The sequence below is a fragment of the Anabaena sp. AL93 genome (assembly GCF_001672085.1).
Lineage (GTDB): Bacteria > Cyanobacteriota > Cyanobacteriia > Cyanobacteriales > Nostocaceae > Dolichospermum > Dolichospermum heterosporum.
In genome coordinates this window covers 1-24,147 of record NZ_LJOU01000091.1, presented here as the reverse complement: position 1 = coordinate 24,147, position 24,147 = coordinate 1, and the positions used below count along the sequence as shown (strand labels likewise).

The 24,147-nt window shown below is 38.6% G+C and carries 21 protein-coding genes; 15 read left to right on the top strand and 6 right to left on the bottom strand.

Annotation, left to right across the window (positions count from 1 at the left end; all coding sequences use genetic code 11):
* Positions 1-135 precede the first annotated feature (135 nt).
* A complete protein-coding gene (locus AN486_RS20975; RefSeq protein WP_168637201.1) occupies positions 136-972 on the bottom strand; it encodes a D-alanyl-D-alanine carboxypeptidase family protein in 837 nt (278 codons plus the stop codon).
* Between the two features lie 110 nt (positions 973-1,082).
* Here AN486_RS20975 and AN486_RS20970 point away from each other — a divergent pair, with 110 nt between their 5' ends.
* From AN486_RS20970 to AN486_RS20960, 3 genes are all read left to right on the top strand, one after another.
* The gene (locus AN486_RS20970; protein WP_053538285.1) at positions 1,083-1,916 is read left to right on the top strand and encodes a carbohydrate ABC transporter permease; all 834 of its coding nucleotides are present in this window, start codon (positions 1,083-1,085) and stop codon (positions 1,914-1,916) included.
* Positions 1,917-2,313: 397 nt separating this feature from the next.
* Entirely contained in the window at positions 2,314-3,642 is a 1,329-nt protein-coding gene (locus AN486_RS20965) for a lipid-A-disaccharide synthase-related protein (protein ID WP_290602428.1), read from the top strand.
* A complete protein-coding gene (locus AN486_RS20960) occupies positions 3,612-3,755 on the top strand; it encodes a hypothetical protein (RefSeq protein WP_290602427.1) in 144 nt (47 codons plus the stop codon). The genes AN486_RS20965 and AN486_RS20960 overlap by 31 nt, the downstream gene beginning before the upstream one ends.
* 141 nt (positions 3,756-3,896) lie before the next feature.
* On the opposite strand, the gene AN486_RS20955 is transcribed toward AN486_RS20960, so the two are convergent.
* Positions 3,897-4,619 carry a response regulator transcription factor gene (locus AN486_RS20955; RefSeq protein WP_027401882.1) on the bottom strand — a complete coding sequence of 241 codons (723 nt, stop codon included), beginning with the start codon at positions 4,617-4,619 and terminating at the stop codon, positions 3,897-3,899.
* Positions 4,620-5,426: 807 nt separating this feature from the next.
* On the opposite strand from AN486_RS20955, the gene AN486_RS20950 reads away from it, so the two are divergent.
* Positions 5,427-6,734 (top strand): ATP-binding protein, encoded by a 1,308-nt coding sequence (locus AN486_RS20950; RefSeq protein WP_168637203.1) that lies wholly within the window; start codon positions 5,427-5,429, stop codon positions 6,732-6,734.
* 18 nt (positions 6,735-6,752) lie between these two features.
* The gene (locus AN486_RS20945; protein WP_053538282.1) at positions 6,753-7,874 is read left to right on the top strand and encodes a hybrid sensor histidine kinase/response regulator; all 1,122 of its coding nucleotides are present in this window, start codon (positions 6,753-6,755) and stop codon (positions 7,872-7,874) included.
* A gap of 3 nt (positions 7,875-7,877) precedes the next feature.
* On the opposite strand, the gene AN486_RS20940 is transcribed toward AN486_RS20945, so the two are convergent.
* Complete coding sequence (locus AN486_RS20940; RefSeq protein ID WP_053538281.1) at positions 7,878-8,345, bottom strand: response regulator; 468 nt, start codon at positions 8,343-8,345, stop codon at positions 7,878-7,880.
* 956 nt (positions 8,346-9,301) lie between these two features.
* Positions 9,302-9,727 carry a hypothetical protein gene (locus tag AN486_RS20935; RefSeq protein ID WP_199924388.1) on the bottom strand — a complete coding sequence of 142 codons (426 nt, stop codon included), beginning with the start codon at positions 9,725-9,727 and terminating at the stop codon, positions 9,302-9,304.
* 241 nt (positions 9,728-9,968) lie between these two features.
* Here AN486_RS20935 and fbp point away from each other — a divergent pair, with 241 nt between their 5' ends.
* The 3 genes from fbp (at position 9,969) to opcA (ending at position 14,336) form a co-directional block, all read left to right on the top strand.
* Positions 9,969-11,006: a class 1 fructose-bisphosphatase gene (gene fbp, locus AN486_RS20930; protein WP_053538279.1), complete on the top strand. Its 1,038-nt coding sequence runs from the start codon at positions 9,969-9,971 to the stop codon at positions 11,004-11,006.
* A 321-nt stretch (positions 11,007-11,327) separates the two neighbouring features.
* Positions 11,328-12,857, top strand: a complete 1,530-nt coding sequence (gene zwf, locus AN486_RS20925; protein ID WP_053538278.1) for a glucose-6-phosphate dehydrogenase — start codon at positions 11,328-11,330, stop codon at positions 12,855-12,857.
* 105 nt (positions 12,858-12,962) lie between these two features.
* Entirely contained in the window at positions 12,963-14,336 is a 1,374-nt protein-coding gene (gene opcA / locus AN486_RS20920; RefSeq protein ID WP_290602421.1) for a glucose-6-phosphate dehydrogenase assembly protein OpcA, read from the top strand.
* Positions 14,337-14,468: 132 nt separating this feature from the next.
* On the opposite strand, the gene AN486_RS20915 is transcribed toward opcA, so the two are convergent.
* Entirely contained in the window at positions 14,469-14,843 is a 375-nt protein-coding gene (locus AN486_RS20915; protein ID WP_027401875.1) for a hypothetical protein, read from the bottom strand.
* A 685-nt stretch (positions 14,844-15,528) separates the two neighbouring features.
* On the opposite strand from AN486_RS20915, the gene AN486_RS20910 reads away from it, so the two are divergent.
* A complete protein-coding gene (locus AN486_RS20910; RefSeq protein ID WP_290602419.1) occupies positions 15,529-17,574 on the top strand; it encodes a protein kinase in 2,046 nt (681 codons plus the stop codon).
* 1 nt (position 17,575) lies between these two features.
* Here the strand turns inward: AN486_RS20910 and AN486_RS20905 are convergent, their stop codons facing one another.
* Positions 17,576-18,856 carry a vWA domain-containing protein gene (locus AN486_RS20905; RefSeq protein ID WP_290602417.1) on the bottom strand — a complete coding sequence of 427 codons (1,281 nt, stop codon included), beginning with the start codon at positions 18,854-18,856 and terminating at the stop codon, positions 17,576-17,578.
* A gap of 393 nt (positions 18,857-19,249) precedes the next feature.
* On the opposite strand from AN486_RS20905, the gene AN486_RS20900 reads away from it, so the two are divergent.
* The 6 genes from AN486_RS20900 (at position 19,250) to AN486_RS20875 (ending at position 24,114) form a co-directional block, all read left to right on the top strand.
* A complete protein-coding gene (locus AN486_RS20900) occupies positions 19,250-20,467 on the top strand; it encodes a type IV pilus twitching motility protein PilT (protein ID WP_053538276.1) in 1,218 nt (405 codons plus the stop codon).
* A 48-nt stretch (positions 20,468-20,515) separates the two neighbouring features.
* The gene (locus tag AN486_RS20895) at positions 20,516-21,286 is read left to right on the top strand and encodes a circadian clock KaiB family protein (protein ID WP_290602415.1); all 771 of its coding nucleotides are present in this window, start codon (positions 20,516-20,518) and stop codon (positions 21,284-21,286) included.
* A 72-nt stretch (positions 21,287-21,358) separates the two neighbouring features.
* The gene (locus AN486_RS20890) at positions 21,359-21,577 is read left to right on the top strand and encodes a type II toxin-antitoxin system HicB family antitoxin (RefSeq protein ID WP_039199611.1); all 219 of its coding nucleotides are present in this window, start codon (positions 21,359-21,361) and stop codon (positions 21,575-21,577) included.
* A 2-nt stretch (positions 21,578-21,579) separates the two neighbouring features.
* Entirely contained in the window at positions 21,580-21,768 is a 189-nt protein-coding gene (locus AN486_RS20885; RefSeq protein ID WP_053538275.1) for a type II toxin-antitoxin system HicA family toxin, read from the top strand.
* Positions 21,769-21,948: 180 nt separating this feature from the next.
* A complete protein-coding gene (locus AN486_RS20880; protein WP_053538274.1) occupies positions 21,949-22,701 on the top strand; it encodes an MBL fold metallo-hydrolase in 753 nt (250 codons plus the stop codon).
* Between the two features lie 99 nt (positions 22,702-22,800).
* Positions 22,801-24,114: an ABC transporter substrate-binding protein gene (locus tag AN486_RS20875; protein WP_168637209.1), complete on the top strand. Its 1,314-nt coding sequence runs from the start codon at positions 22,801-22,803 to the stop codon at positions 24,112-24,114.
* The last annotated feature ends 33 nt before the right edge of the window (positions 24,115-24,147 follow it).

Sequence of the window (24,147 nt, the reverse complement as noted above, 5' to 3'; positions counted from 1 at the left end):
GTAGGGGGAGTAGGGGAAGTAGGGGAGAAATTTCATTCTTCATTCTTCATTCTTCATTCTTCTGATAGCGTAGCGTGGCGTTAGCCATACTTCTGAATGGGCGCAGGCCCTGCGCCCCTACCTCCTGAACTCCTGTTAAATGGGTGTTACCCAATATTTGATTCCTTGGACAATTTTTTGTTGTAATCCAAATTTGGGTAAATCATCTTCACTCCAGCCTAAATAAGTCCAATGGGGAAGATCACTAACTACAGTTTGAAACCAGCCATTTTCATTTAAAGCCTGTCTTTGGGCTGATGTTGATACTTGTAAATCAATTGCTAATCCCCACAGATGTTGTGATGTGCCAGGGGGGGCAACTAATCCGAGAATTTTTGTTTCTTTTCCGGCTTTTACTTGTGCTAATGTTTCGCTATTTGCGTATTTATTCCAAAATCTTAAATTGGTGGCAAAATTGCGAAGACAATCTCCAGCGTAACCTGATTTTAAAGGAATGGTTGCTAAACTTTTGGCTTGATTTAAAGCGGTGGCGGCTGTTTTTTGTAAATAACATTCTTGTGTGTCATTTACTAAAGCTATATTAATTGCATCCTGAAAAGATTGGGTTGCTGATTCGTTATCTAAAATCACTTTTTGTGGTAGGTTAATTCCTGGCTTTTGATTAATAAATACTGTCCCATAAGTACGCAGTAAAGTATATTCAAAAGTATCAATTTGGGGAATTGTGGGGATTTTTTTGGCGATTACTGCTAAGAAACGCTGTTGATCATCTAATTGCTGATTGGGAATAAATTGTGTATTTACAGATGTTGTTGGGCTATGACAAGGTATGTCGGAGTTAGTTATACAGTCTGCCGTGATTTGAGGGGTTTGTGTTGGCTGACTTTGGGAAATTTTGTGGATAGAGACTAAGCTAACACTAACAAAAATAATTATAGTCACAAATGCTGCTATTTTCAGAACTAGTTTCATGAAAATATTACTTATTTTGAAAATTTCGATTTCATCATATCGCAAAATCCAGTCATTTTTTTGTATTATTAGGTTAATTACTTTCGTGTTTAATCATTTTTATCAAGATAATGAATTTTAAAAACTCTCGCATTCAAACCTTAGTTATTTATGGAATACTAGGAGCGATCGCCCTGGTGATGCTATTTCCATTATTATGGCTGATCAGTACAGCCTTAAAATCACCAACGGAAAATATCTGGCAGTCACCACCGCAATTATTACCCAATCAACCAACATTAGAAAACTTCTCCAGAGTTTGGCAATCTCTACCTTTTGGAACTTATTTATACAATAGTATATTAGTATCAGTATTAACAGTTGGTTTAAATTTGTTATTTTGTTCCTTAGCGGCTTACCCCTTGGCTAGACTATCATTTGTGGGCAGAAATGGGATTTTTATTGCCATTGTGTCCACAATTATGATTCCCTTCCAAATTGTCATGATTCCTTTATATATTTTAACAGTGCAACTAGGATTGCGAAATAGTTACTTAGGGATAATTTTTCCGAGTTTAGCATCTGCTTTTGGTATATTTTTACTCCGACAAGCTTTGATAAGTGTGCCAAAAGAAATTGAGGAAGCGGCTCGCTTAGATGGCAGTTCTGAGTTAGGATTATGGTGGTGCGTAATGCTACCTGCCATTCGCCCAGCCTTAATTACTTTGGCTATCTTTGTCTTTATTGGTGCTTGGAGTGACTTCTTGTGGCCTTTAATTGTCATTCAGGATGAAAGTTTATATACTCTACCATTGGGGGTAGCTAAGTTAGCTGGAACATTTTCCTTAGATTGGCGGTTAGTGGCTGCTGGTTCAGTAATTTCTATTACTCCAGTGTTAGTATTATTTTTGTTTTTACAAAAATACATCGTCCCTACTGATACGGGGAGTGGAGTCAAGGGTTAAAAATGCAGATAAAAAAATGGCGTTGCTGATTAAGGGTATGAATTTTAGTCTCACGCAAAGGCGAGGCAGCGCGGTCTTGGGGGTTTCCCCCATGAGCGACTGCCGTAGCAAAGACGCAAAGGTAAGATTTTTAAAGGTTCAATTTGGAAATTTCATACCTCGATTCAGCAATGCCAAAAAAATCATCAAGCTTCTGAACCCCGGATATGGCAATCCTGGGAATATGCAAAAGCTATTTTCAATAATTCTAAGTAGGTGAACACAATAAAACCAAACTGTGTAAAGAAATGTAAAATCGCCCAAACCCTCTTCACTCTTGCCTCTTGCCTTTTGCCTTGCCATAACGACAATTTTCAACACCAACCTACTTACCTCCTGACTCCTAGCATTTAGAAAAATGATCAATTCTCCATTACAGTTATTAGTTTTAAGCAATGGTCATGGGGAAGATATGATTGCTGTGCGGATTATTCAGGCTTTACAACAATTATCTTCTCCACCGGATATTTTTGCTTTACCAATAGTGGGTGAAGGACGTGCTTATCAAAAAATAGATATTCCTCCGATTGGTAAAGTGCGAACTATGCCTTCTGGTGGTTTTATTTATATGGATAGCCGTGAATTAATGCGTGATGTTGGCGGGGGGTTGGTGCAGTTGACTCTTAATCAAATTCAATCTATCCGCCGTTGGGTAAGTTCACAAACTAAGTTAGGTAATCAAAAGGCTGTTCTCGCTGTGGGGGATATTGTTCCTTTGCTGTTTGCAGCGATGAGTGGTGCTGATTATGCTTTTGTGGGGACGGCTAAATCAGAATATTATGTGCGTGACGCAATGGGATTGTTACCGAGGAAATCAAAGTCCGCATGGTGGGAAAATTTTTCTGGTTCGATTTACCATCCTTGGGAAAGGTGGTTGATGAGTCGTGGTCGTTGTCGGGCGGTGTTTCCTAGAGATTCTCTGACTACGGAAATTCTCAAAAAATGGTCAATTCCCGCTGTAGATGTGGGGAATCCCATGATGGATGGGTTACAGACAAGTTTGACTGCACAACAGTTCTATCGTCCTGATGCTGAACTCGAAGAGGTGATTCGTCCTTTTGTTGTGACTCTTTTGCCCGGTTCTCGTGCGCCGGAAGCTTACAATAATTGGGAAATCATCATGATTGCTGTATCAGCACTGATGGCTAGTTTACGACGACCAGATTCTTTATTTGGGGCTGCGGGGACGATGATTTTTTTAGGGGCGATCGCTCCTGGTCTAGATTGTAGTATTTTATCACAAAGTTTACAGATCCAAGGTTGGCGACGGTGTGATCAATCTCCTTTACCAATTTCTGACCCCGACAGTTTGACTTTTCAACAAAAAAATTCTTACTTCATCTTGACCCAACAAGCCTATAATGACTGCTTGTATTTAGGTGATGTGGCGATCGCTATGGCTGGAACAGCAACGGAACAATTCATTGGTTTGGGAAAACCTGCGATCGCTATCCCTGGTAATGGTCCTCAATATAACCCCGGTTTTGCAGAAGCCCAAAGTCGGCTTTTAGGCATATCCCTCACCCTCGTCAACCAACCATCACAAGTTCTCCCGGCTATCCAATCTCTCCTCAAAAATCCTGACATCCTCCATGCGATCGCTGGAAACGGCATTCAACGCATGGGACGTGCAGGTGCAGCACAACGGATTGCAGAATGCTTACAAGAAAGGGTAATTGGTCATTAGTCAGTGGTCAGTGGTCAGTGGTCATTGGTCATTGGTCATTGGTCATTGGTCATTGGTCAGTGGTCATTGGTAATTTTCTTCTTCCTTCTTCCTTCTTCCTCCTAAACTCCTGATAGCGCAGCGTGGCGTTAGCCATACTCCTGATAGCGCAGCGTGGCGTTAGCCATATTCCTGAATTCCTGATAGCGCAGCGTGGCGTTAGCCATACTCCTGACTGGGCGCAGGCCCTGCGCCCCTACCTCATGACTCCTTTCCTAAACCACCAAACCGGAACGTAAAGCCCGAACTGCTGCTTGGGTACGATCATCAGCACAGAGTTTATTTAAAATATTGCGAACATGAGTTTTGACCGTACCTACAGTAATATATAACTTCTCGGCGATTTGTCCATTGCTGCAACCAGCCACAATCAATGCCAGAATTTCCAGTTCCCGTTGGGTGAGGGGGTAAGTTTCTAAAACTTGTTCATATTCTGTTTCTAGGGCTTCAATTTTGACAGTTTTCGGCTTATCAAATGATTGATGATCACCGGGGACACCTTGGCGCATTTTCCGTAATACTATATTAGCGATCGCCGGATCAATCCAAGAGTTACCATGAAACGTTGCTTGTACAGCCTCAATAAATTTATTAACACTTGTATCCTTCATATAATAAGAATCTGCGCCGGCGGCAAAGGCTGCCAAAACCACATTTTCTGAATTATTCATCGTCAAAATCAATATTTTGGTCTGCGATTGTCCTGTTTCCGCCTGATAACGTCTAAACTTGCGCGTCAGTTCAATCCCATCCATATCGGGTAAACCGATATCTATCACAGCCACATCCGGTTTAGTTGTTTCTAGCAGTTTTAGTCCCAGATTCGCACTAGCCGCCTCACCTACCACCTTAAAACCGCCATGCAACTGCAATTCAGTTTTCAGTCCCATGCGCGTTAAATCATGATCTTCAATTAATAGAATGCTAATGTCACTCATTATTTATTACACCCGTGATAATCAGATGACTTCTGAAGGAAGTATTACCAATAGCAAAAAGTAGGAGAAAAAGCTGATTTTTAAGAATTGTATCTAATTTATCCACCCCTCAGCATATATGATCTGTGAAACAATGAACATCTATCAATAGGAATAGTAAATAATTGATTTTTGAATTTTCATAGCTGTAAAAATCTAGCTAAAGATATATAGATATTTCCCGCAAAACAAATGAAATTATTGAGACAAATCAGAAAAATTACAGTTATGGTACTATTACGAAATTTACAATGGATTCAACACAGCAGTTAGCGAATATGCGAGTATTACTATTATCACACTATGCTATCAGACACAAAAAAAAACTTCTAACCCTGATATCTACGTTAAAAACGTAAGTAGGTGAACACAATAAAACCAAACTGTGTAAAGAAATGTAAAATCGCCTAAACCCTCTTCACTCTTGCCTCTTGCCTTTTGCCTTGCCATAACGACAATTTTCAACGCCAACCTACTTATTTATATGTGTGACGCAAATAATTTTTCACCTGACAATTATTACCAATATTTAGATAAAAACACTTAAGCCAATGGTACATAATGTTTCCATGCAACTCTCACTAATGGGTGAGGACAGTTAATGAATTACTAATTTACAATGTTTTTAAGTGGATAAAGTATTTCTTTTACCTGGAAATAAATCTGCTCATTCACCAGAAAATCGTGTTCATTATTTGTATAATCTAGAAACTGTAAAAATAGAAATGCTGAATATAAATCTGTATTTGACAGCCAGAAGAAAAACCGATGGAAGAGAATCTGAAAATCTTAGTTGTAGACGATGATCAGACTAATGGCTCAATAGTAAGTCTAGCTCTGACCCAAACAGCTATTAGCATGGAAATTGATGAAGTTAAAGATGGGAATCATGCCTTTTTTGCCCTCATCAATAATCACTATGATTGCGTATTTTTTAACTATCACTTACCAAATCAAGATAGTTTCACATTAATCCATAAATTACAATCTTCAGGGATTAAAGTTCCGCTAGTAATTCTCATAGATTCAGACAATGAACAAATAGCCAGAGAGTTGCTAAAATTAGGTGCTAGTGAGTATTTTCTTAAGTCTAGATTATCACCAGAAACCATAGCTCAAATCTTACGCAGTACCATCCGTATACATCATGCTGAAATGCGGCTAGATTTAGCAAACCAAGAGCTTAAAGAAAGTCGTGAACAGCTAGTTTTACAGCAAAAAGAATTAACAGCACAACAGCAACATATTAAATACCAAAACTTTAAACTCTTAGAAATATCTAGCTTCAAATCACTATTTTTAGCCACCATATCCCATGAACTAAGAACTCCCATGAATGCAATTATTGGGTTTTCACAAATTCTCTTACGTCCCAAATTTGGTCAGTTGACAAATCAACAACTAGACATGGTAGAGAAAATTCTCAATAATGGCAAAGATTTACTGCTAAAAATTAATGAAATTCTGGATTTTTCTCAACTAGAATCCGGGAAATTAGAACTAAAGCCAGAAATATTGGATTTATCAAAAGTTGTGAGTCATGCGGTTACAAAAATTCGTCCCTTAGCTGAAGCCAAAAATTTATCTTTGCTAGTTAAAATAGACCTAGAAAATACATTAGTATTTAATGATGCAGTACGGTTACAACAAATTGTCATCAATTTACTTTCCAATGCTGTAAAGTTTACTGAGGCTGGGACTATTTGGGTAGAAATCCAAGAAACAACTCAAAATCAAGTTATAATAACCGTGAAGGATACAGGGATTGGTATTGCTTCTCAAGATTTTCAAAAAATTTTTGCAGCATTTCACCAAATTGATCAAGGTATTGGTCGTAAATATTCAGGTACAGGGTTAGGTTTAGCTATTATTGATTCACTGGTAGACATCATGGGAGGAAAAATAGATATCGAAAGTCAGTTAGGGGTAGGTTCAATATTTAAAATAAAATTACCACGAAAAATAAATTTAGCACCAGATTTAGGGAGTGTAGTTTTTAGTCCTCATCAAAATCCTTTTCATTCTGTATATTCTCCTCATAAAGCTTCAATCAATTATCCCCACTTAAAATTGTAGATTACCAAGAACTTAAATATGTCTAACTTGAAAGAATTCCGAATTTTGTGCGTTGATGATGTCCCAGATAATCTGACTTTAATGCGGACAATCTTAGAAAGCGAAGGCTATGAAATTGATTCAGCAATGGATGGTAAAATAGCCTTAGAAAAAGTCATTAAGTCACCACCGGATTTGATTATCTTAGATGTGATGATGCCAGAAATAAATGGTTATGAAGTTACACAACGGATTCGGAATAATCCTGAAATCAACTATATTCCGATTTTACTACTGACAGCCCGTATTGAAGCTAGCGTAGTTGAAGGTTTAGATATCGGTGCTGATGATTTTCTTCGCAAACCCTTTGAGATTGAAGAATTATTAGCCAGAGTGCGATCGCTCTTAAGATTAAAGCACAGTATTGACGAACAACGCAAAATGACCCTCCAGCGAGAAGACTTTGTTTCTCGTCTTACCCATGATTTACGTACTCCCCTAGTAGCTGCTAATCGAGTGCTGAATTTATTTCTGCAAGAAGTCTTTGGACAAATTCCTTCAGAAATGAAACAACCCATTAGTATCATGATTCGCAGCAATCAAAATCTCCTGGAAATGGTAAATACATTACTAGAAGTTTACCGCTTTGAAGCTGGACAAAAAAATCTCTACTTTGAATCATGCAACTTAACCGCAATTGCTACTGAGGTCATAAGTGAATTAAATACCTTAGCACTGGAGAAAAACTTAACTTTGAAATTAGATACCCACGAATTAAGTCCAACAGGCAATAATGGCGGCATAGTTAAAGGCGATCGCTTAGAATTAAGACGAGTATTCCATAACTTAATTGGTAATGCCATCAAATTCACGGATACAGGCAGTATAGAAATCCGCATTTTTGAAACCTTATCCCCAGCTAATCATTGCAGTAGTACCATCATCATCGAAGTTCAAGACACAGGTTATGGCATTGCACCAGAAGATCAAGAAACTATTTTTGAGCGCTTTCGTCAGGGTAAAAATAAAAGATCAGGTAGTGGTTTAGGACTACATCTTTGCAGCCGCATTATTGAAGCACACGGAGGTGAAATAGAACTTTCATCAGAAATCGGTAAAGGCAGCATATTCACAGTCAAACTTCCTAAAATTGCCGCATGATTATTAATGAATCTGTTGCACTTCTAAAACCGAGCATAGCTCAAATTTCCTCCCTAGAAATCGGTAGATAATTGCAGCCAACTCCTCAATCATATAAGGTTTAACGATGTAATCATCAAAACCAGCTTCAAGCATCCGTTTGTTATATTCAGCATCAGTTAAAACCGTCATAGCCACCACAGGAATATGACAAGTTAACGATTCTTGCTTAAGATACCGAATAAAATCTAGTCCATTCATCCCGGGTAAAAAAATATTCAATAAGATTAAATCAGGTTGATGTTCTTTAGCCATAAATACTGTTGTTGAACTTTCTTTTTGACAAATAGACTGACAACCAAGTAACTCAAGGGTATAACTCATCAGCAGTAGACTATCGTCATGATTTTCTACCACTAAAATCAAAGGCTGTTGATGTTGTTGATGTTGTTGCCGTTTCTCATCACTCATGAATGAATGCGCTAGATACATCTCGTCTCCAGGTCGTTAATGGGGAGTAGTCGTCTTTTTAGGCATAATTAGGCTTACTCGTAAATCCTTATTGGTTATTTATCTCAACCAATGCCAACAGGAAATAAAAATCCAGCTTTAATACCTTTAGCAGATATATTTTGATTATATGCAAAATCGTCAATAAATTTATTTAGAAAAATCAATAAATTCATAACCTCTCATTTCTATCAGAACTGAAGATTATTGTTACCCTGATTATCAGTATTTTAACTAATAACTACTAAATAAACTTGAGACTTAGACAAAGAAAAAATCATCATTCATAGATAGAAAATATTCAACATAATTCTTGCTTTTGACTCCTATTCCTAACTATAGGACTCCGGTTTGATTAAAATTTAAAGGTATGTGAAGAAAAGTAAAATCACTCAAAACTCTCTTCCTGTTCCCTGTTCCCTGTTCCCTTGCCCCAAGGACAATTTTTAACGCCCACCTACTTAGTGAGACAGAATTAATTACACAATGTCATTGCGTAAGCGCTGCGTGGCGTTAGCCATATGGAACGAAGTGAAATGAAGCAATTACAAGGGTTGTGATTGCTTCCCTTCCCTCGCAATGACTGTAAATATTTTTGTCCAATTACTTATAGGGTTTTACGACAATTGCATCTTTGGAAGAACATAATCAAGATGATAATGCTCCCGAAAAATTTCATCTTTAGTTAGTTAGTTAGCTTTAGCTTACTTTTGCTATTAGCCTCAGAATTCATTCTGAGGCGGACTCAGGATAAATTACAATAGAACCCACCTGGGAATGAATTCCCAGTCTAATAACGAAAGCCGGCTCAAGCCGGCTCAAAGATATTTATTGTGTTTTGTCTATAAAATCAAACTAAGCCTCAACTGATACCATGCGTTTTTTAGCAAGATGGTTTCTGCGGAGTTTAGCAGCGCCAAAACAAAAACCTAATGTTGCTATTCCCACGGCCGAGTTAGGCTCAAAGGGAACAGGTGTTGCAACGGCCGTGAATGTTGTTGTAGAGTTGTTATAATCGGCAGGCCAAGTATAGCCACCAACGTATATTCTGTCAGAAGAACCTTTATTCCCAGGTGTTCCCAACCATAATTGACCAAGGATTGGATAACCGTTGCTGTAATCCCTAGTCCAGTGTTATTACCTTCAACCAAACCACTTAATGTTCCTGTAACGAACCCGTTAGTACCTCCAAAAGTATCCTGAAACTGAAAATTGAAATTAATAGCATGAGCAGGAGCAGCACCTAACAAAATAGAAGTTGCAAATCCTGTTACAGCAAGGGTTTTAGCGATTATGGGGGGGGTGAAAATCTTTATCTTCACCATGACTATCAAATCCTCATATTTGCCTGACTCCATGATCATATACTAAGTGCGTAGTGAAAACAAGCACTAAAACAACTATTTCTTATCTAGGAAAAATACTGAAAAACCCAGATCCCCGACTTCTTCAAGAAGTCGGGGATCTTAAAATCAAAATTTCAATTCTTTAGTTTATCTAAAATCACGTCTAAGTTATGAAATTCCCTTTCTAAGATAGAAGCAGCGATGGAAAATCGCCATAAATAACCACGACCTCATAGCCAACTGCTAGGGAAAAACTAATATGACTCAAGAATCAGAATCTTTGGATTTGTCCACAGATAAAGCTTTAGATCGTGATTGTACAACATTATCCCGCCACATCCTCCAACAACTACAGAGTTTTGGACCCGATGCCCAGGATTTAAGTGCGCTCATGAACCGCATCGCCTTAGCGGGTAAATTAGTTGCCCGTCGCTTGAGTCGCGCTGGTTTAATGGAAGGAGTTCTCGGCTTCACTGGAGAAGTCAACATCCAAGGAGAATCCGTCAAAAAAATGGATGTTTACGCCAACGAAGTATTTATTTCTGTCTTCAAGCAAAGCGGTTTAGTTTGTCGTCTCGCTTCCGAAGAGATGGAAAAACCCTACTATATCCCGGAAAATTGCCCGATTGGTCGTTATACTCTTCTTTATGACCCCATTGATGGCTCATCCAACACAGATAACAATCTCAGTTTAGGTTCTATCTTTGCCATTCGTCAACAGGAAGGAGCAGATATTGATGGTGAAGCTAAAGACCTACTCGCAAATGGACGCAAGCAATTAGCGGCAGGATATATTCTATATGGACCAAGTACCATGCTTGTGTATACCATAGGTACAGGAGTACATTCCTTCATTCTTGATCCTAGCCTGGGTGAGTTTATTCTCTGTCAAGAAAATATCAAAATGCCAGATCATGCCGCCACTTATAGCGTTAATGACGGCAACTTCTGGCAATGGGATGAATCTTTTAGAGAATATATCCGTTATGTTCATCGCACAGAAGGTTATAGTTCCCGTTACAGTGGGGCAATGGTGAGCGATATTCACAGAATTTTATTACAGGGTGGAGTATTTCTTTACCCAGGAACACTACAAAAACCAGAAGGTAAATTACGTTTACTCTATGAAACCGCCCCTTTAGCATTTTTAATTGAACAAGCTGGAGGCGTAGCAACCACAGGAACAATGGATATTTTAGATGTCGTTCCCACCAAACTGCATCAACGCACCCCATTAATTATTGGTAGTAAAGAAAACGTAGCCAAAGTCATGTCTTTTATTAAAACAGATAACTAGACAAAGCTCTAATTAATTAAAAAATCAAACCTCATGTTCTAGACTGAACAAATAAAAGAAAAATAGTCGGTTAAAACCGACTTTAGCTATCAGACAGGGAATTTATTCCCTGGATTCTGGATTCTAAATTCTGGATTCTGAATTCTAATTATGTACCCTATATACCTGCAATAAGCTATCCGTGTCTTTTCTGTGTCATTCATGAACTCTTTAAAAGGCAAAGTCAAGCTATTCTCACCTGTAGGGGGAATTGGGGCAATTGGCAAAGATCACAAACCTCAACCCCCGGTCCAAAATCCCAAATCTAAAATCTAAAATCCTATGGTCAGTTTGTTAGAAAATCCATTGCGTGCCGGTCTACAACAGCAAGGGATGCCCGAACCACAAATAATTGTCATCTTTGGCGCGTCTGGAGACTTAACTTGGCGGAAACTAGTCCCAGCATTATACAAATTGCGGAGAGAAAGACGGATTCCCGCAGAAACCACCATTGTGGGCGTAGCCCGTCGGGAATGGAGTCATGAATACTTCCGTGAGCAGATGCAAAAAGGCATGGAAGAAGCTCACGCTAGTGTAGAACTAGGTGAACTCTGGCAAGACTTTTCCCAAGGTTTATTTTACTGCCCAGGGAACATAGACGACCCAGCCGGCTACCAAAAACTCAAAACCCTATTAGCTGAATTAGACGAAAAACGGGGAACACGCGGAAACCGGATGTTCTACCTTTCCGTCGCGCCCAACTTCTTCCCCGAAGCTATCAAACAACTAGGACTAGGGGGAATGCTAGACGACCCCGAAAAACATCGTTTAGTCATCGAAAAACCCTTTGGACGCGATTTAGCTTCCGCCCAAAACCTCAACCAAGTAGTCCAAAAGTTTTGTAAAGAAAACCAAGTTTATCGCATTGACCACTACTTAGGTAAAGAAACAGTCCAAAACTTGCTGGTTTTCCGCTTTGCTAATGCCATTTTTGAACCTTTGTGGAATCGGCAATTTGTTGACCACGTCCAAATCACCGTAGCCGAAACCGTAGGCGTGGAAGACCGGGCTGGCTATTATGAAACCGCCGGCGCACTCCGGGATATGTTACAAAACCACCTAATGCAGCTTTACTGTTTAACGGCAATGGAAGCACCCAACGCTATGGATGCTGATAGTATCCGTACAGAAAAAGTCAAGGTGCTACGAGCTACCCGTTTGGCTGATGTTCATGATTTATCAAAATCAGCTATTCGTGGTCAGTACAGCGCTGGCTGGATGAAAGGACAACAGGTGGAAGGGTATCGAAATGAACCAGGAGTTAATCCTGAATCCACCACTCCCACCTATGTGGCGATGAAGTTTTTAGTAGATAATTGGCGTTGGAAAGGTGTTCCTTTCTACCTGAGAACTGGCAAGCGGATGCCCAAAAAAGTTAGTGAAATTGCCATTCACTTCCGCGAAGTTCCCTCCAGAATGTTCCCCTCCGCATCCCAGCAAGCTAACCCCAACGTTTTGACCATGCGGATACAACCCAATGAAGGGATTTCCCTCCGGTTTGATGTAAAAATGCCCGGTGGTGATTTCCGCACCCGTTCCGTAGATATGGATTTCAGCTATGGTTCTTTTGGAATTACAGCTACTTCTGATGCTTATGATCGTCTCTTCCTTGATTGTATGATGGGCGACCAAACTTTATTTACACGGGCGGACGAAGTAGAAGCGGCTTGGCAAGTGGTTACACCTGCTTTATCTGTATGGGATTTACCCGCAGATCCTGCCACTGTCCCTCAGTATGAAGCCGGTACTTGGGAACCAGAAGAGGCAGAATTATTAATTAACCAAGACGGTCGCCGCTGGCGCAGACTTTAATTAGTCATTGGTCATTAGTCATTGGTCATTGGTAAAACAACTGACAACTGACAACTGACAACGAACAACTGACAACGAACAACTGACAACTGACAACTGACAAATATGATTTCCCAAGCACCAACAATTTATTCTTTGCAAGCCCCCAAGGATGTTTCCCTCACCGAAATTGAAGCAGAACTTACTAAAGTTTGGCAAAGTTACGGTATTCAGGGAGAAGACGGTGGTTTACCCGCTGCTACCCGCGCTACAACATTTACTTTGGTGGTTTACGAACCTGAAGAAACCCAGTATTTATTAACTGCAACAGGTTTTTACAAGGGTCCTATTGATGGCATTCTCGGACCTCAAACTAAAACAGCATTGCAGGAATTACAAAAAAAGCACCATCTCTCAGAAACTGGTAGTGCAACACCAGAAACTCTCACTGCTTTGCGGCAAGAATATTTCCAAAAGCAGCACACCGGACCAAATGGAGATAGTCATGGTGCCGCTATGGGCTATACTTTCAGTCCTACGAGTCCCACCATTGCGGACGAAATTGCCATCCGTAACCCCTGCCGGATCATTGCTTTATGTCCTGTGGCTGGGGATGATGAAGGGGTAAAGGCTCAAGTTTCTGCCTATTGCCCAATTCAAAAGCAGTCTTCTAGCACTCTTGTTTGCTGTGAATATATTACACTCACTGGTACTGCTTCGGCATTAGAACGCATTGGGGGCATGATTCCCGCTTTATTAATCGGTGGTTTACCTAAGTTCCTCTGGTGGAAAGCTACACCGGATGCGGCTAACCCTTTGTTTAAACGATTAGCCGCAGTTTGCAATAATGTCATTGTTGATTCTTGCAACTTTAATACACCAGAAGATGATTTACTCAGCTTGCAAAAGTTAGTAGAATCTGGTGTACCTTTGGCTGATTTGAATTGGCGGCGGTTATCTGCGTGGCAGGAGTTGACAGCACAAGCTTATGATGCGCCTAATCGTCGGGCTGCTCTTAGAGAAATTGATCGTGTCAATATTGATTATGAAAAAGGCAATGCTGCTCAAGCCTTATTGTATTTGGGTTGGTTAGCTAATCGCTTAGAATGGCAACCAGTTGGCTATAAACAGGAAAACGGTGATTATGACATCACTTCTGTGCAATTCCTGTCTCAAGACCAAAAACACATAGAAGTTGAGTTGGCAGGTGTTCCCATTGCTGATATTGGGGAAATTGTCGGCGATTTAATTGGTTTGCGGTTGAGTTCTACTAATATTCAAGCTAATTGTGGAACTGTGATTTGCTCGGAAACTGGCGGCTGTATGCGAATGGAAACTCATGGTGGCGCTCAGTCGTCTGGTTTGTTCCAACAGGTTACTTCTCTTTCGGAACAAAAGGCAGAGGCTTTGTTGAGTCAACAGGTGCAACGCTGGGGACGTGAGGCTTTATTTGAGGACAGTCTAATTGCAATTGGTAACACGATTAAGTTAGGAAAATAGTTAATGGTAATGGGTAATGGGTAATGGGTAATACTCTTGCCTGTTCCCTGTTCCCTGTTCCCTATTTTCAACATTAAAAAACCCGGCTAAACCGGGCAGATGTACTATTTGTCAAGTGTTAGCTAATGATAATTATTGGTTGATTTCACAAGTTAAAGGGCAAGCTGCATAAACAGTGGTTTGAGTTTTTTCAGCTTCGTCATGTAACCAATTTAACCATTTTATTTGCTTAGGATGAATACCTTTAGCTGTTAGCACTCCAGCAGCAATTAATACTGCCATGACATTAAACGTTACTAAGCCACCTGCCACAATTAACACGGCACTAGCAGGCATCACGGATTGTAAAACAATAGATAACAAGCAACCTACTGTAGCCATTAATACAACCAATGGAAAACCAACAACTAACAAGCACACTGCCAATGTAAATGTCCAGATTAAAAAGCTTCTCATCATTAACAAGGAGTGGGTCCGAACTAGATTAGAGCTTTGAGCCGAAACCATGACTTTTCCTCCTAATACACAGCAAGTTTAAATTTCAGTTTTTTATCACTCGAAAGCGAATTAACTGATTTTGTTTCAGTGAAATCTAGTATATAAAACCTTAGCTCTAAAATGAGCATTTCTTTACTAAAGTTTACAGTTGATTTTTTCGAGTTATGAATGATAATTCACATATACCCACAGGTAGGGGAAGGAGTTCTGGTATATGCCTTGAGAGATATGGACTAACGGTAGATGAGAAGCAGATATTGATCCCGGCAATCAGATTGTCCAGATGCTTAACATTTCTTATAGAAAACGATCTTATTTCTCATAATTTATTAAGAGGTGATAAAAAATAGGCTGTAGGTACTGGGTAATTCTTAATTTTCCTCGTTTTTACCTGTCTCTTTACCCTGAATTACTTTATATTATTAGTTACTGATATAGAATTACTATTTTATTTTTGAAAAAATTAGGTATGTAGGGTGTGTTAGAACGGAGTTAGTAAAGCACAATTATCAACGGTTTAAGTAGGTGTGCATAATAAAAGCGACATTTATTACGTTTTGTAAAATAGCTGAAACTCAATCAGAATCTCGCGTTGAGATAAATTTACATACCGTTACATATCTTTAAATTTTCCTGTTTACCTACTTAGTGCGTTAGTATAAATATCAGTTAAATTACAAAACAGCATCTCAGTATGATATTTACTCCAGGACAAAAACTATTTGGCGATCGCTACCAGATCATTAGAGAATTTGGTAGAGGTGGTTTTGGTATTACTTATTTAGCAGAAGATAATAAGGGTAAGCAATTTGTCATCAAAACTTTAAATGAAAATTCTCAACAAAGTTCAGATGCAGAAAAATTAAAAGCTGATTTTAAAGATGAAGCATTGAAATTAGCTACTTGTACCCATCCTCATATTGCAAAATATGAAAACTTTTTCAATGAAAGAGATATTCCTTGTTTAGTTATGGAGTATATTTCTGGCGCAAATCTTTGGGACAATATAAAAAAACAAGGTATTTTAGAAGAACTGACAGCATTATTGTATATTTCTCAAATTGGTTCAGCTTTAACAGAGATTCATAGTAAAGGTTTACTTCATAGAGATGTGAAACCTAAAAATATGATGTTGCGTAATAATTTTGAGGTAGTCCTAATTGATTTTGGGTTAGCGAGAGACTTTATTCCCGATCAAACTCTATCTAAAATAGAACCTTTAACTCATGGCTTTGCAGCTATTGAGCAATATATTCATGATTCACAACAAGGAGAGTTTACAGATGTTTATGGTTTGGCTGCCACATTGTATCATTTATTGACAGGAAAAGTACCTACTCCATCTTTTAGCAGATCAACAGGTATCCCATTAGAAAAACCAATTGATATTAATCCTAAAATTAATCCTGTAATTAATCAATCTATTCTGATGGGAATGACTCTTTATCCTAATGATGATAATCGTCCTAAATCTATACAAGATTGGTTAGATTCCTTTGGTACGCTTATACCTTCAATAAACTCTAATGCTCCTACTCTGAGAATACCAGGGATTAGGCGAATCTCAGAAATAGAAGCTGAAATGGAAGAGAATAATTTTGATGATGAAATAAATCTAATTGAATTTCCAAATTTTAATAAAATAAAAGGATTTATTAATGTAATTAAAGATATTTTTGCTTCTATATCTTCTCCTAACTCGACTAATCATCAAATTAACAATGTAGTGAATAATGAGATTAATAATACAAATTCATTAAAAAATCAATCTAATCAAATTACACAACCACAACAAAACTATGAGTTAAGAGAGAGAAATATTGCTGATTTGCTTATAGCTAGAAATTTACCAGGACTATTTGACAAATTATTAGACTTGAAAGGATTTAGAATTAATCAAAATTATACATTGCGTTGGTTATATGCTGTTGGTGGACAAAGTATAGTTTACTTAGCAGAAAAACTATATGGAGGTTTAGTGATTGTTAAAATACCTTATCTTGATTATCATCGTCCGGCTTATATTAGTCAAGAACAAATTAATAATTCTCGTCATCATCTAAGCAAAGAAGCAGAACTACTTAAAAAGTTCAATTATAATAATTTACCCTTTCTGTATGATTTTATATATGGTGAAAATCCCCTTAATGCTGATTATAGAAGTAATGAAACTGCAAATCAAGAACCTTATTTAGTGATGGAATTTATTGAAGGTATGGATTTATTGGAAGTCACCCGTTATTTACATAATCAATCTATAATTAAGTATGAACAAATAGAATTATTAGCATGGGAAACAGCATCAAAAATGACAGATTTGTGCATTACTTTATTTAAAGAAGGGTATTTATATTCTGATATTAATCCTCTAAATTTTATTTTCACTGCTAATAATAGTCAGATTAGGATTTTAGATGCTGGTTCATTAATTCCTCTTCGTCCAGATGAAAACATTTCACCACCATTTACAGAAAGTTATATTCCTGTAGAATATTTGGAATCTTATGAACAAGGAAACATCATATATCCTAACCCTAACTATGTTATGTATACTTTGGGTAAGATGTTATGGGAAGTATTAACAAATAAACAACCTTATCCAGGTGAAAACCCAAATCTTTCAGAAACTATTTTAAAAAACTACTCTCCTGAGTTACAAAAATTAATTAGTAATCTCATTCAATACAAATATAGTAGTTTTAAGAATTTACAACAAACTATAAATCAACAAATGTTATAGTCTAGTTTCTTCTTCCTATAGTACTTCTATCGTTAGCTCTTAATCGACGTTTTTGAATATTAGATAATCCATCCAGTGTTCCTTCTTTCTCTAATTTATCAATCGCTTGTTCTATTAGTTTAATGTGATCAGGGTCAGAACCATCAGAAAGTAATATTTTTAACTGCGATTTTAAGCTATCCATTTGTGCTTTAGGATCATTAGTACGCAATCCATCTAACCAAAAAAACCACCCTGCAATTTCATCATCTGTCATTGAATAACGGAATGTGTCTTTACTTCTATTGATGAAAATTTCCTGATTTACAGTTTCTTTGTGTCCTTTAAAATTATAACTCAAAGTTGCAGTAGCTATTTGTTCACGGTCTTTTTGGGATTGTCTAAGTCGGGTTTCAAAACAATATTTATAAATCCTTCCTTTTTCTAAACCTCCAATTTGACTAGAAAAAAGTCGAGTTCTTCCATCTATTGAACCAAACCATTTTGTACCAGGTTCAAACCGAAAAGCATCACCTGGAATTACATTAGGTGAGAATCTTAATTCTAATTCAGCATCAGTCGCTATTAAATTACCTGCTACTTTACCTATATGAGTAAAAGAAAGAGGAAGCTCATTTTGATTATAAATACATTTAACACGACCGCCTGGACAACCTGCCATAATTTGACGTATGGTTTCTTCCGCAAAATCTTGACCAAATCCATAGGAATTAATTTCTACATTAAGATTACGTAATTCTGGATTAAGTTGATAGCAAAGTTCAGCATCATGTAATTGACCATCCGTAAGAATATATAATCTATTTACTGCATCAGGACGGTATTGGGAAAAATATTTAATTTCATCAATAGCTAAACGTAAACCTTGTGATAGATAAGTTTGTTCAAACTTGACTCCAGATTGATCAATGCGCTGAATAATTTCTTGTTTACGACTGCGACTACTTCCAATATCATTAGACCAAATTAATTCACTGCGAGTGGAAAATAGAATAATAGAAAGCCAATCATTATCTGAAAGTGCATCAATAATACAAGGAATGGCTTGCAATAATAAGGGATACTTGTCAGCAGTATTCATACTACCACTGATATCTAATACCAAGCAAATATGAGCAGTAACATCCACTTGAGATAAATCAATATCATCACGATTACTAAATGTTACTGCAAATTGCACTAAAGGATCACTATCCATTGGTACATAGGGATGGACAAAGCTATAATTGATACGGAAAGGGGGAACTTTCGGACTTGCAGTTTTTGGTTTGTTCCAAAACATATGATCACTATCTCAATTCAAGTTGACATTAATTGATTAATGATACCACTTAATTACTTGTGTAACATTGGTGGTGTAACTCCCTCAACTTTCACAGATTGCGCTATCTTCAACGCTGGAAATTAACGTTGAGATTCAGGTAAAGGAATAGTTCTGAAAATCACTATAGCCTTAAAATTTTTCAAATATCATTCATGATTCCTGTATATTATGTAAATCTTACGGAAGATCAAGGATAATCAGTATGTGTTAAAAAATATGTATGTTGGTGAATAACCGACTCAAAAGACTGCATAACAGAGGCAGGGGGCAGGGAGCAGGGGGAAAATATTTTCTACTGACAACTGACAACTGACAACTGACAAAATTACTAATTAACAAAGGTGAAAATATATGACAGAATCACAAACATTTAGAATGCCGCCACCTTTACCAAAAGCAAAAGTACAGCCTCCGGTGGCAAATTTAGAAATGAACGCACCAGCGCCACCAATAATTACTACACCACCACCAATATTTTCCAATTCTAATGGGTTAACGAATGAACCTGTAGGACGTACCTTGGCGCAGCTTGTTCAGGAAGCCTTTGATGAGGGTTACTCTGATATTCACTTGGGAGTGGGTGAAATTCCCCGCTTCCGCAGCCGAGGGGAAATTCTGACGACAAGTTATCCCGAAGTTGATAAACCGACTTTTATGCGTTGGTTGCGGGAGATTCTCTCTGATTCTGAAATTCAAAGGTTTCAAGAACATTTAGAATTTGATGGGGCGACTCAGTACGATTTTGCCCGTGTGCGGATTAATGTGTTTGATTCCCTGCGTGGTTATGCAATGGTACTGCGGTTAATTCCTCTCAAAATTCTATCTATGGAGCAGTTGCGCCTACCACCAGTGTTTAGAGATATTTGTCATCATCACAAGGGTTTAGTTTTGGTGACAGGCCCTACTGGTTCGGGTAAGTCTACGACAATGGCAGCGATGGTTGATTATATCAATCGGGAGATGGCTAAACATATTATTACGATTGAGGACCCGGTGGAATTTGTCCACCAAAGCCGTAAGTCTTTGGTTAAACAGCGGGAGGTGGGAATGCACACTCGCAAGTTTGATAATGCTTTGAAAGCAGCTTTGCGGGAAGATCCAGATTTAATTCTGGTGGGGGAAATGCGGGATAAGGAAACGGTGAATACGGCACTGAAGGCGGCACAAACAGGTCACTTGGTGATGGGAACTCTGCACACAAATAGTGCGGTAAAAACTATTGAACGGATTCTCAATTTGTATTCGGGTGAAGAACAGGAAGCTATGCGAATAGCGGTTGCGGAATCTTTAGTAGCGGTGATTGCTCAAGGCTTGTGCCGAACTACAGATGGTAAACGGGCGGCTTTCCACGATATTCTCATTAATACTGAGGCTGTTAAGGAATGGGTGAAGGATGGCAAGTATGATGAGATTGCGGAGTTAATGAAACAAGCTGGTTTTGATGGCATGGTGACAATGAATCAGTCATTGCTCGATCTTTACCAAGAAGGTCGGATTACCGAGGAAACGGCACTAGAAATGTCGCCAACTCCTAACGAAATGGCTCAATTCCTCCGAGGTCGTGTTTAATTGGTAATGGGTAATGACCAATGACCAATGACCAATGACCAATCACTAATGACTAAGTTGAATGTAGACAAACTTTCTAAACCCCAGTTGTTCAAGGGTATTGCCTTGTTTACGCCTGGGGGGGATTTGATATATTGTATTGACCCTAGTAAGCAAGGACGATGGCATTTAAATTTATGTGCGGCTTTGCAGGAAATTCTCGATTTACCGGAGCCGCCACATTTTTTAGTGCCTTGCTATACTGCAACTATTGATCACTGGTTAAATCCTCGGACTCAACAAGTGCAAATTTTTGCCGAAGCTTATCCGGCGGTGATTAGGCATCAGGCTGTGTTGAATGCGATTTTTGGGACGGGGGATTTGGTATGGCAATCAGCACCTTGGCAGGATGGTTTGTGCGATCGCTTGGTATTATCAACTTATCGGTCGACATTTCCTCAGCTTTGGCGAGATCATGATTTAATTGTGCGGTTATATTTGGCTGATTCTCCCTCGCAATACCAGCCACCAGTTGTCAATAGACAACCTGTGCTACAAAATATTCAAGGAGCGCCAGGCTTTGTTTTGCGTTTGTTTGTGGCTGGTCATAGTGCGACTACAGAAAAAATTTTACAGAACTTGCACGAATCCTTAGAGCGATCGCTAGGATATCCTTATACTCTCAAAGTTATTGATGTCCTCACAAATCCAGAACAGGCAGAAATTGATCAAGTTTCCGCTACTCCTACTTTAGTTAAGGTTTGGCCCCATCCAATTCGGCGGATGGTTGGTAATTTAGATAACATGGATAAATTATTACAAATGTTAGCAGGACAATAGACAACTGGTGACAAAGAATGTATAGACTCAAAAAAAAGTTATAATTTATAGAGTACTCTTGATTAATGTCTTATGCTAACTACATACACCGCAAAATATACCAAAATAAATAGTGGATATATGGGACAATTGATTGAATGGCAAGAAGTCATTACTGAGGGAGAAACACTAGAAATGTGTAGAGCTATGCTACAAGATGCACTCAAAGAAATGATTCTTGCCTATCATCAACAAAATAAAGAAATTCCCACAGGAAACTCTTTACTGGAACAAATTCCTGTAGAAGTTTGATTATGTCAGTAAAACGAAAAGATTTAATTAAGTATTTGGAAGAAAATGGATTTTATTTATTGCGGGAAGGTGGCAATCATTCTATTTATACTAATGATATAAAAACTATTCCCGTCAAAAGGCATCGTGCAATTGATCATATTACTGCCAATGCAATTTGTAAACAAGCTGACCTATTACCCAAGTTTTAAACATTATAGTGTCAGTTTTTGTAGTTATCGAGAATGGAGTGTGATAGCGTTCGCGTTCGCGTAGCGTTCCGATAGCTTGCGTGGCGACGCAGGAGCCATAGGAATAGAGATAGCGCGACCTAGTAATCGCTATTTACGAAGTTTGATCTTTAATATTAAAAATAAGGAATTTCTGTGATTATGAACCTTACTTGGTTAGATAGTAATAGTTGGTTAATTGAAATTGGTGAACAACGAATACTTATTGACCCTTGGTTAATTGGTGATTTAACCTTTAATAACTTAGATTGGTTATTTAAAGGTTCTCGTTCTCAGGATCGGTCAATACCAGATAATATAAATTTAATTTTGCTTTCTCAAGGTTTAGAAGATCATGCACACCCACCCACCCTAAAGCAGCTTAACAAAAATATCCCAGTTGTCGCTTCCCCCAATGCTGCCAAAGTTGTCAAACAACTGGGTTATCAACAAATAATTAGCCTCAATCATGGCGAAACCTTTACCTTAAATCAGCAAGTAGAAATCAAAGCTTTTCCTGGTTCTCCCATTGGACCCACCCTATTAGAAAACGGCTATCTGCTCAAAGATTTAGTAAATAATTCCACACTTTATTATGAACCTCATGGCTATCATTCCCCTCAACTCAAAGAAATAGCACCCATTGACGTAGTAATCACTCCAATCATTGATTTGAGCTTACCCTTACTCGGTCCGATTATCAAAGGGATGAATAGCGCCCTAGAAGTAGCAAAATCCGTAAAACCTCAATTTATCCTCCCTACCGCAGCCGGAGGGGATATTTTGTTTGCAGGAATATTAGTAAAATTCTTGCAAGAAAAGGGAACTGTGGCAGAATTTCGCGCATTGCTAGGGAAAAACAATTTAACAACCCAGGTAATTGCCCCTAAACCCGGTGAAAAAGTTATGGTTTAATTGAAACCAATGATAGTTTGAGGATGTTATAATCTGCGATTTAAAGGCTTGATGTAAATATATCTACATCAAGTTTTCTGAATATCTGTGTGATTAACTATGGCAAAAATTCGTGTTTCCCTAGCCTTGAGTATAGCAACCTTAGCCAGTGGTTTCTTGTTAGCCGCTTGCGAAAATCCCAATCCCCCATCATCTACTGGAAGTAGTACCACTTCCCCAAGTGCTACCACTACAACCAGTGATACTAAAGGATTGAAAATTGGTAGTTTATTACCCACAACAGGTGACTTAGCTTCCATTGGACAACAAATGGTTGGTTCAGTTCCCTTATTAGTAGACACAGTTAACGCTTGTGGGGGTGTTAACGGTGAAAAAGTCACTTTAGTACAAGTAGACGACCAAACAGATCCTAAAGCCGGTGCTGCGGGAATGACCAAATTAGCAACCTTAGATAAGGTAGCTGGTGTAGTCGGTTCTTTTGCTAGTAGCGTTTCCACTGCGGCGGTTTCTGTTGCTGTACCCAATAAAGTCATGCTGATTTCTCCTGGTAGCACCAGCCCCGTATTTACCGACAAAGCTAAAAAAGGTGACTTTAAGGGCTTTTGGGCGCGAACTGCTCCCCCTGATACCTATCAAGCATTAGCTTTAGCTCAACTTGCTAAGAAAAAAGGTTTTAAAAGAGTTTCCACAGTAGTTATTAACAATGACTATGGCGTGGGGTTTGAAAAAGCATTTGTAGATACTTTTGAAAAATTGGGCGGAACAGTAGTTAATAAAGATAAGCCTGTGCGCTATGATCCCAAATCCCAAACATTTGATACAGAAGCAACTGCGGCTTTTGCTGGGAAACCAGATGCGGTTTTAGGCGTATTATATGCGGAAACAGGGAGTTTATTTCTCAAAGCTGCTTATCAACAAGGTGTCACGAAAGGCGTACAAATTTTACTCACGGACGGCGTAAAATCTTCTACTTTCCCTGACCAAGTTGGCAAAGGTAGTGACGGCAAGTATATTTTATCGGGGGCTATTGGGACAGTTCCTGGTTCTAGTGGTCCAGGTTTGGAAAACTTTAATAAACTTTGGCAAGAGAAAAAAGGCGGTTCTCCTGGAGAATACGCACCTCAATCTTGGGACGCTGCGGCTTTGTTGGTATTAGCCGCTCAAGCTGCGAAGGAAAATACAGGGGTTGCTATTGCTGGTAAAATTCGGGAAGTATCCGCTGGTCAAGGTACACCAGTTAGCGATGTTTGTGAAGGATTGAAGCTACTTAAAGAAGGGAAACAAATTAATTATCAAGGCGCAAGCGGTGATGTAGATGTTGACGCTAATGGTGATGTCATTGGTACTTATGATGTCTGGACTGTGGGCGATGATGGCAAAATCAAGGTGATTGATAAGGTGAGTCCTAAGTAGGGGATGTAGGGGATGTAGGGGATGTAGGGGATG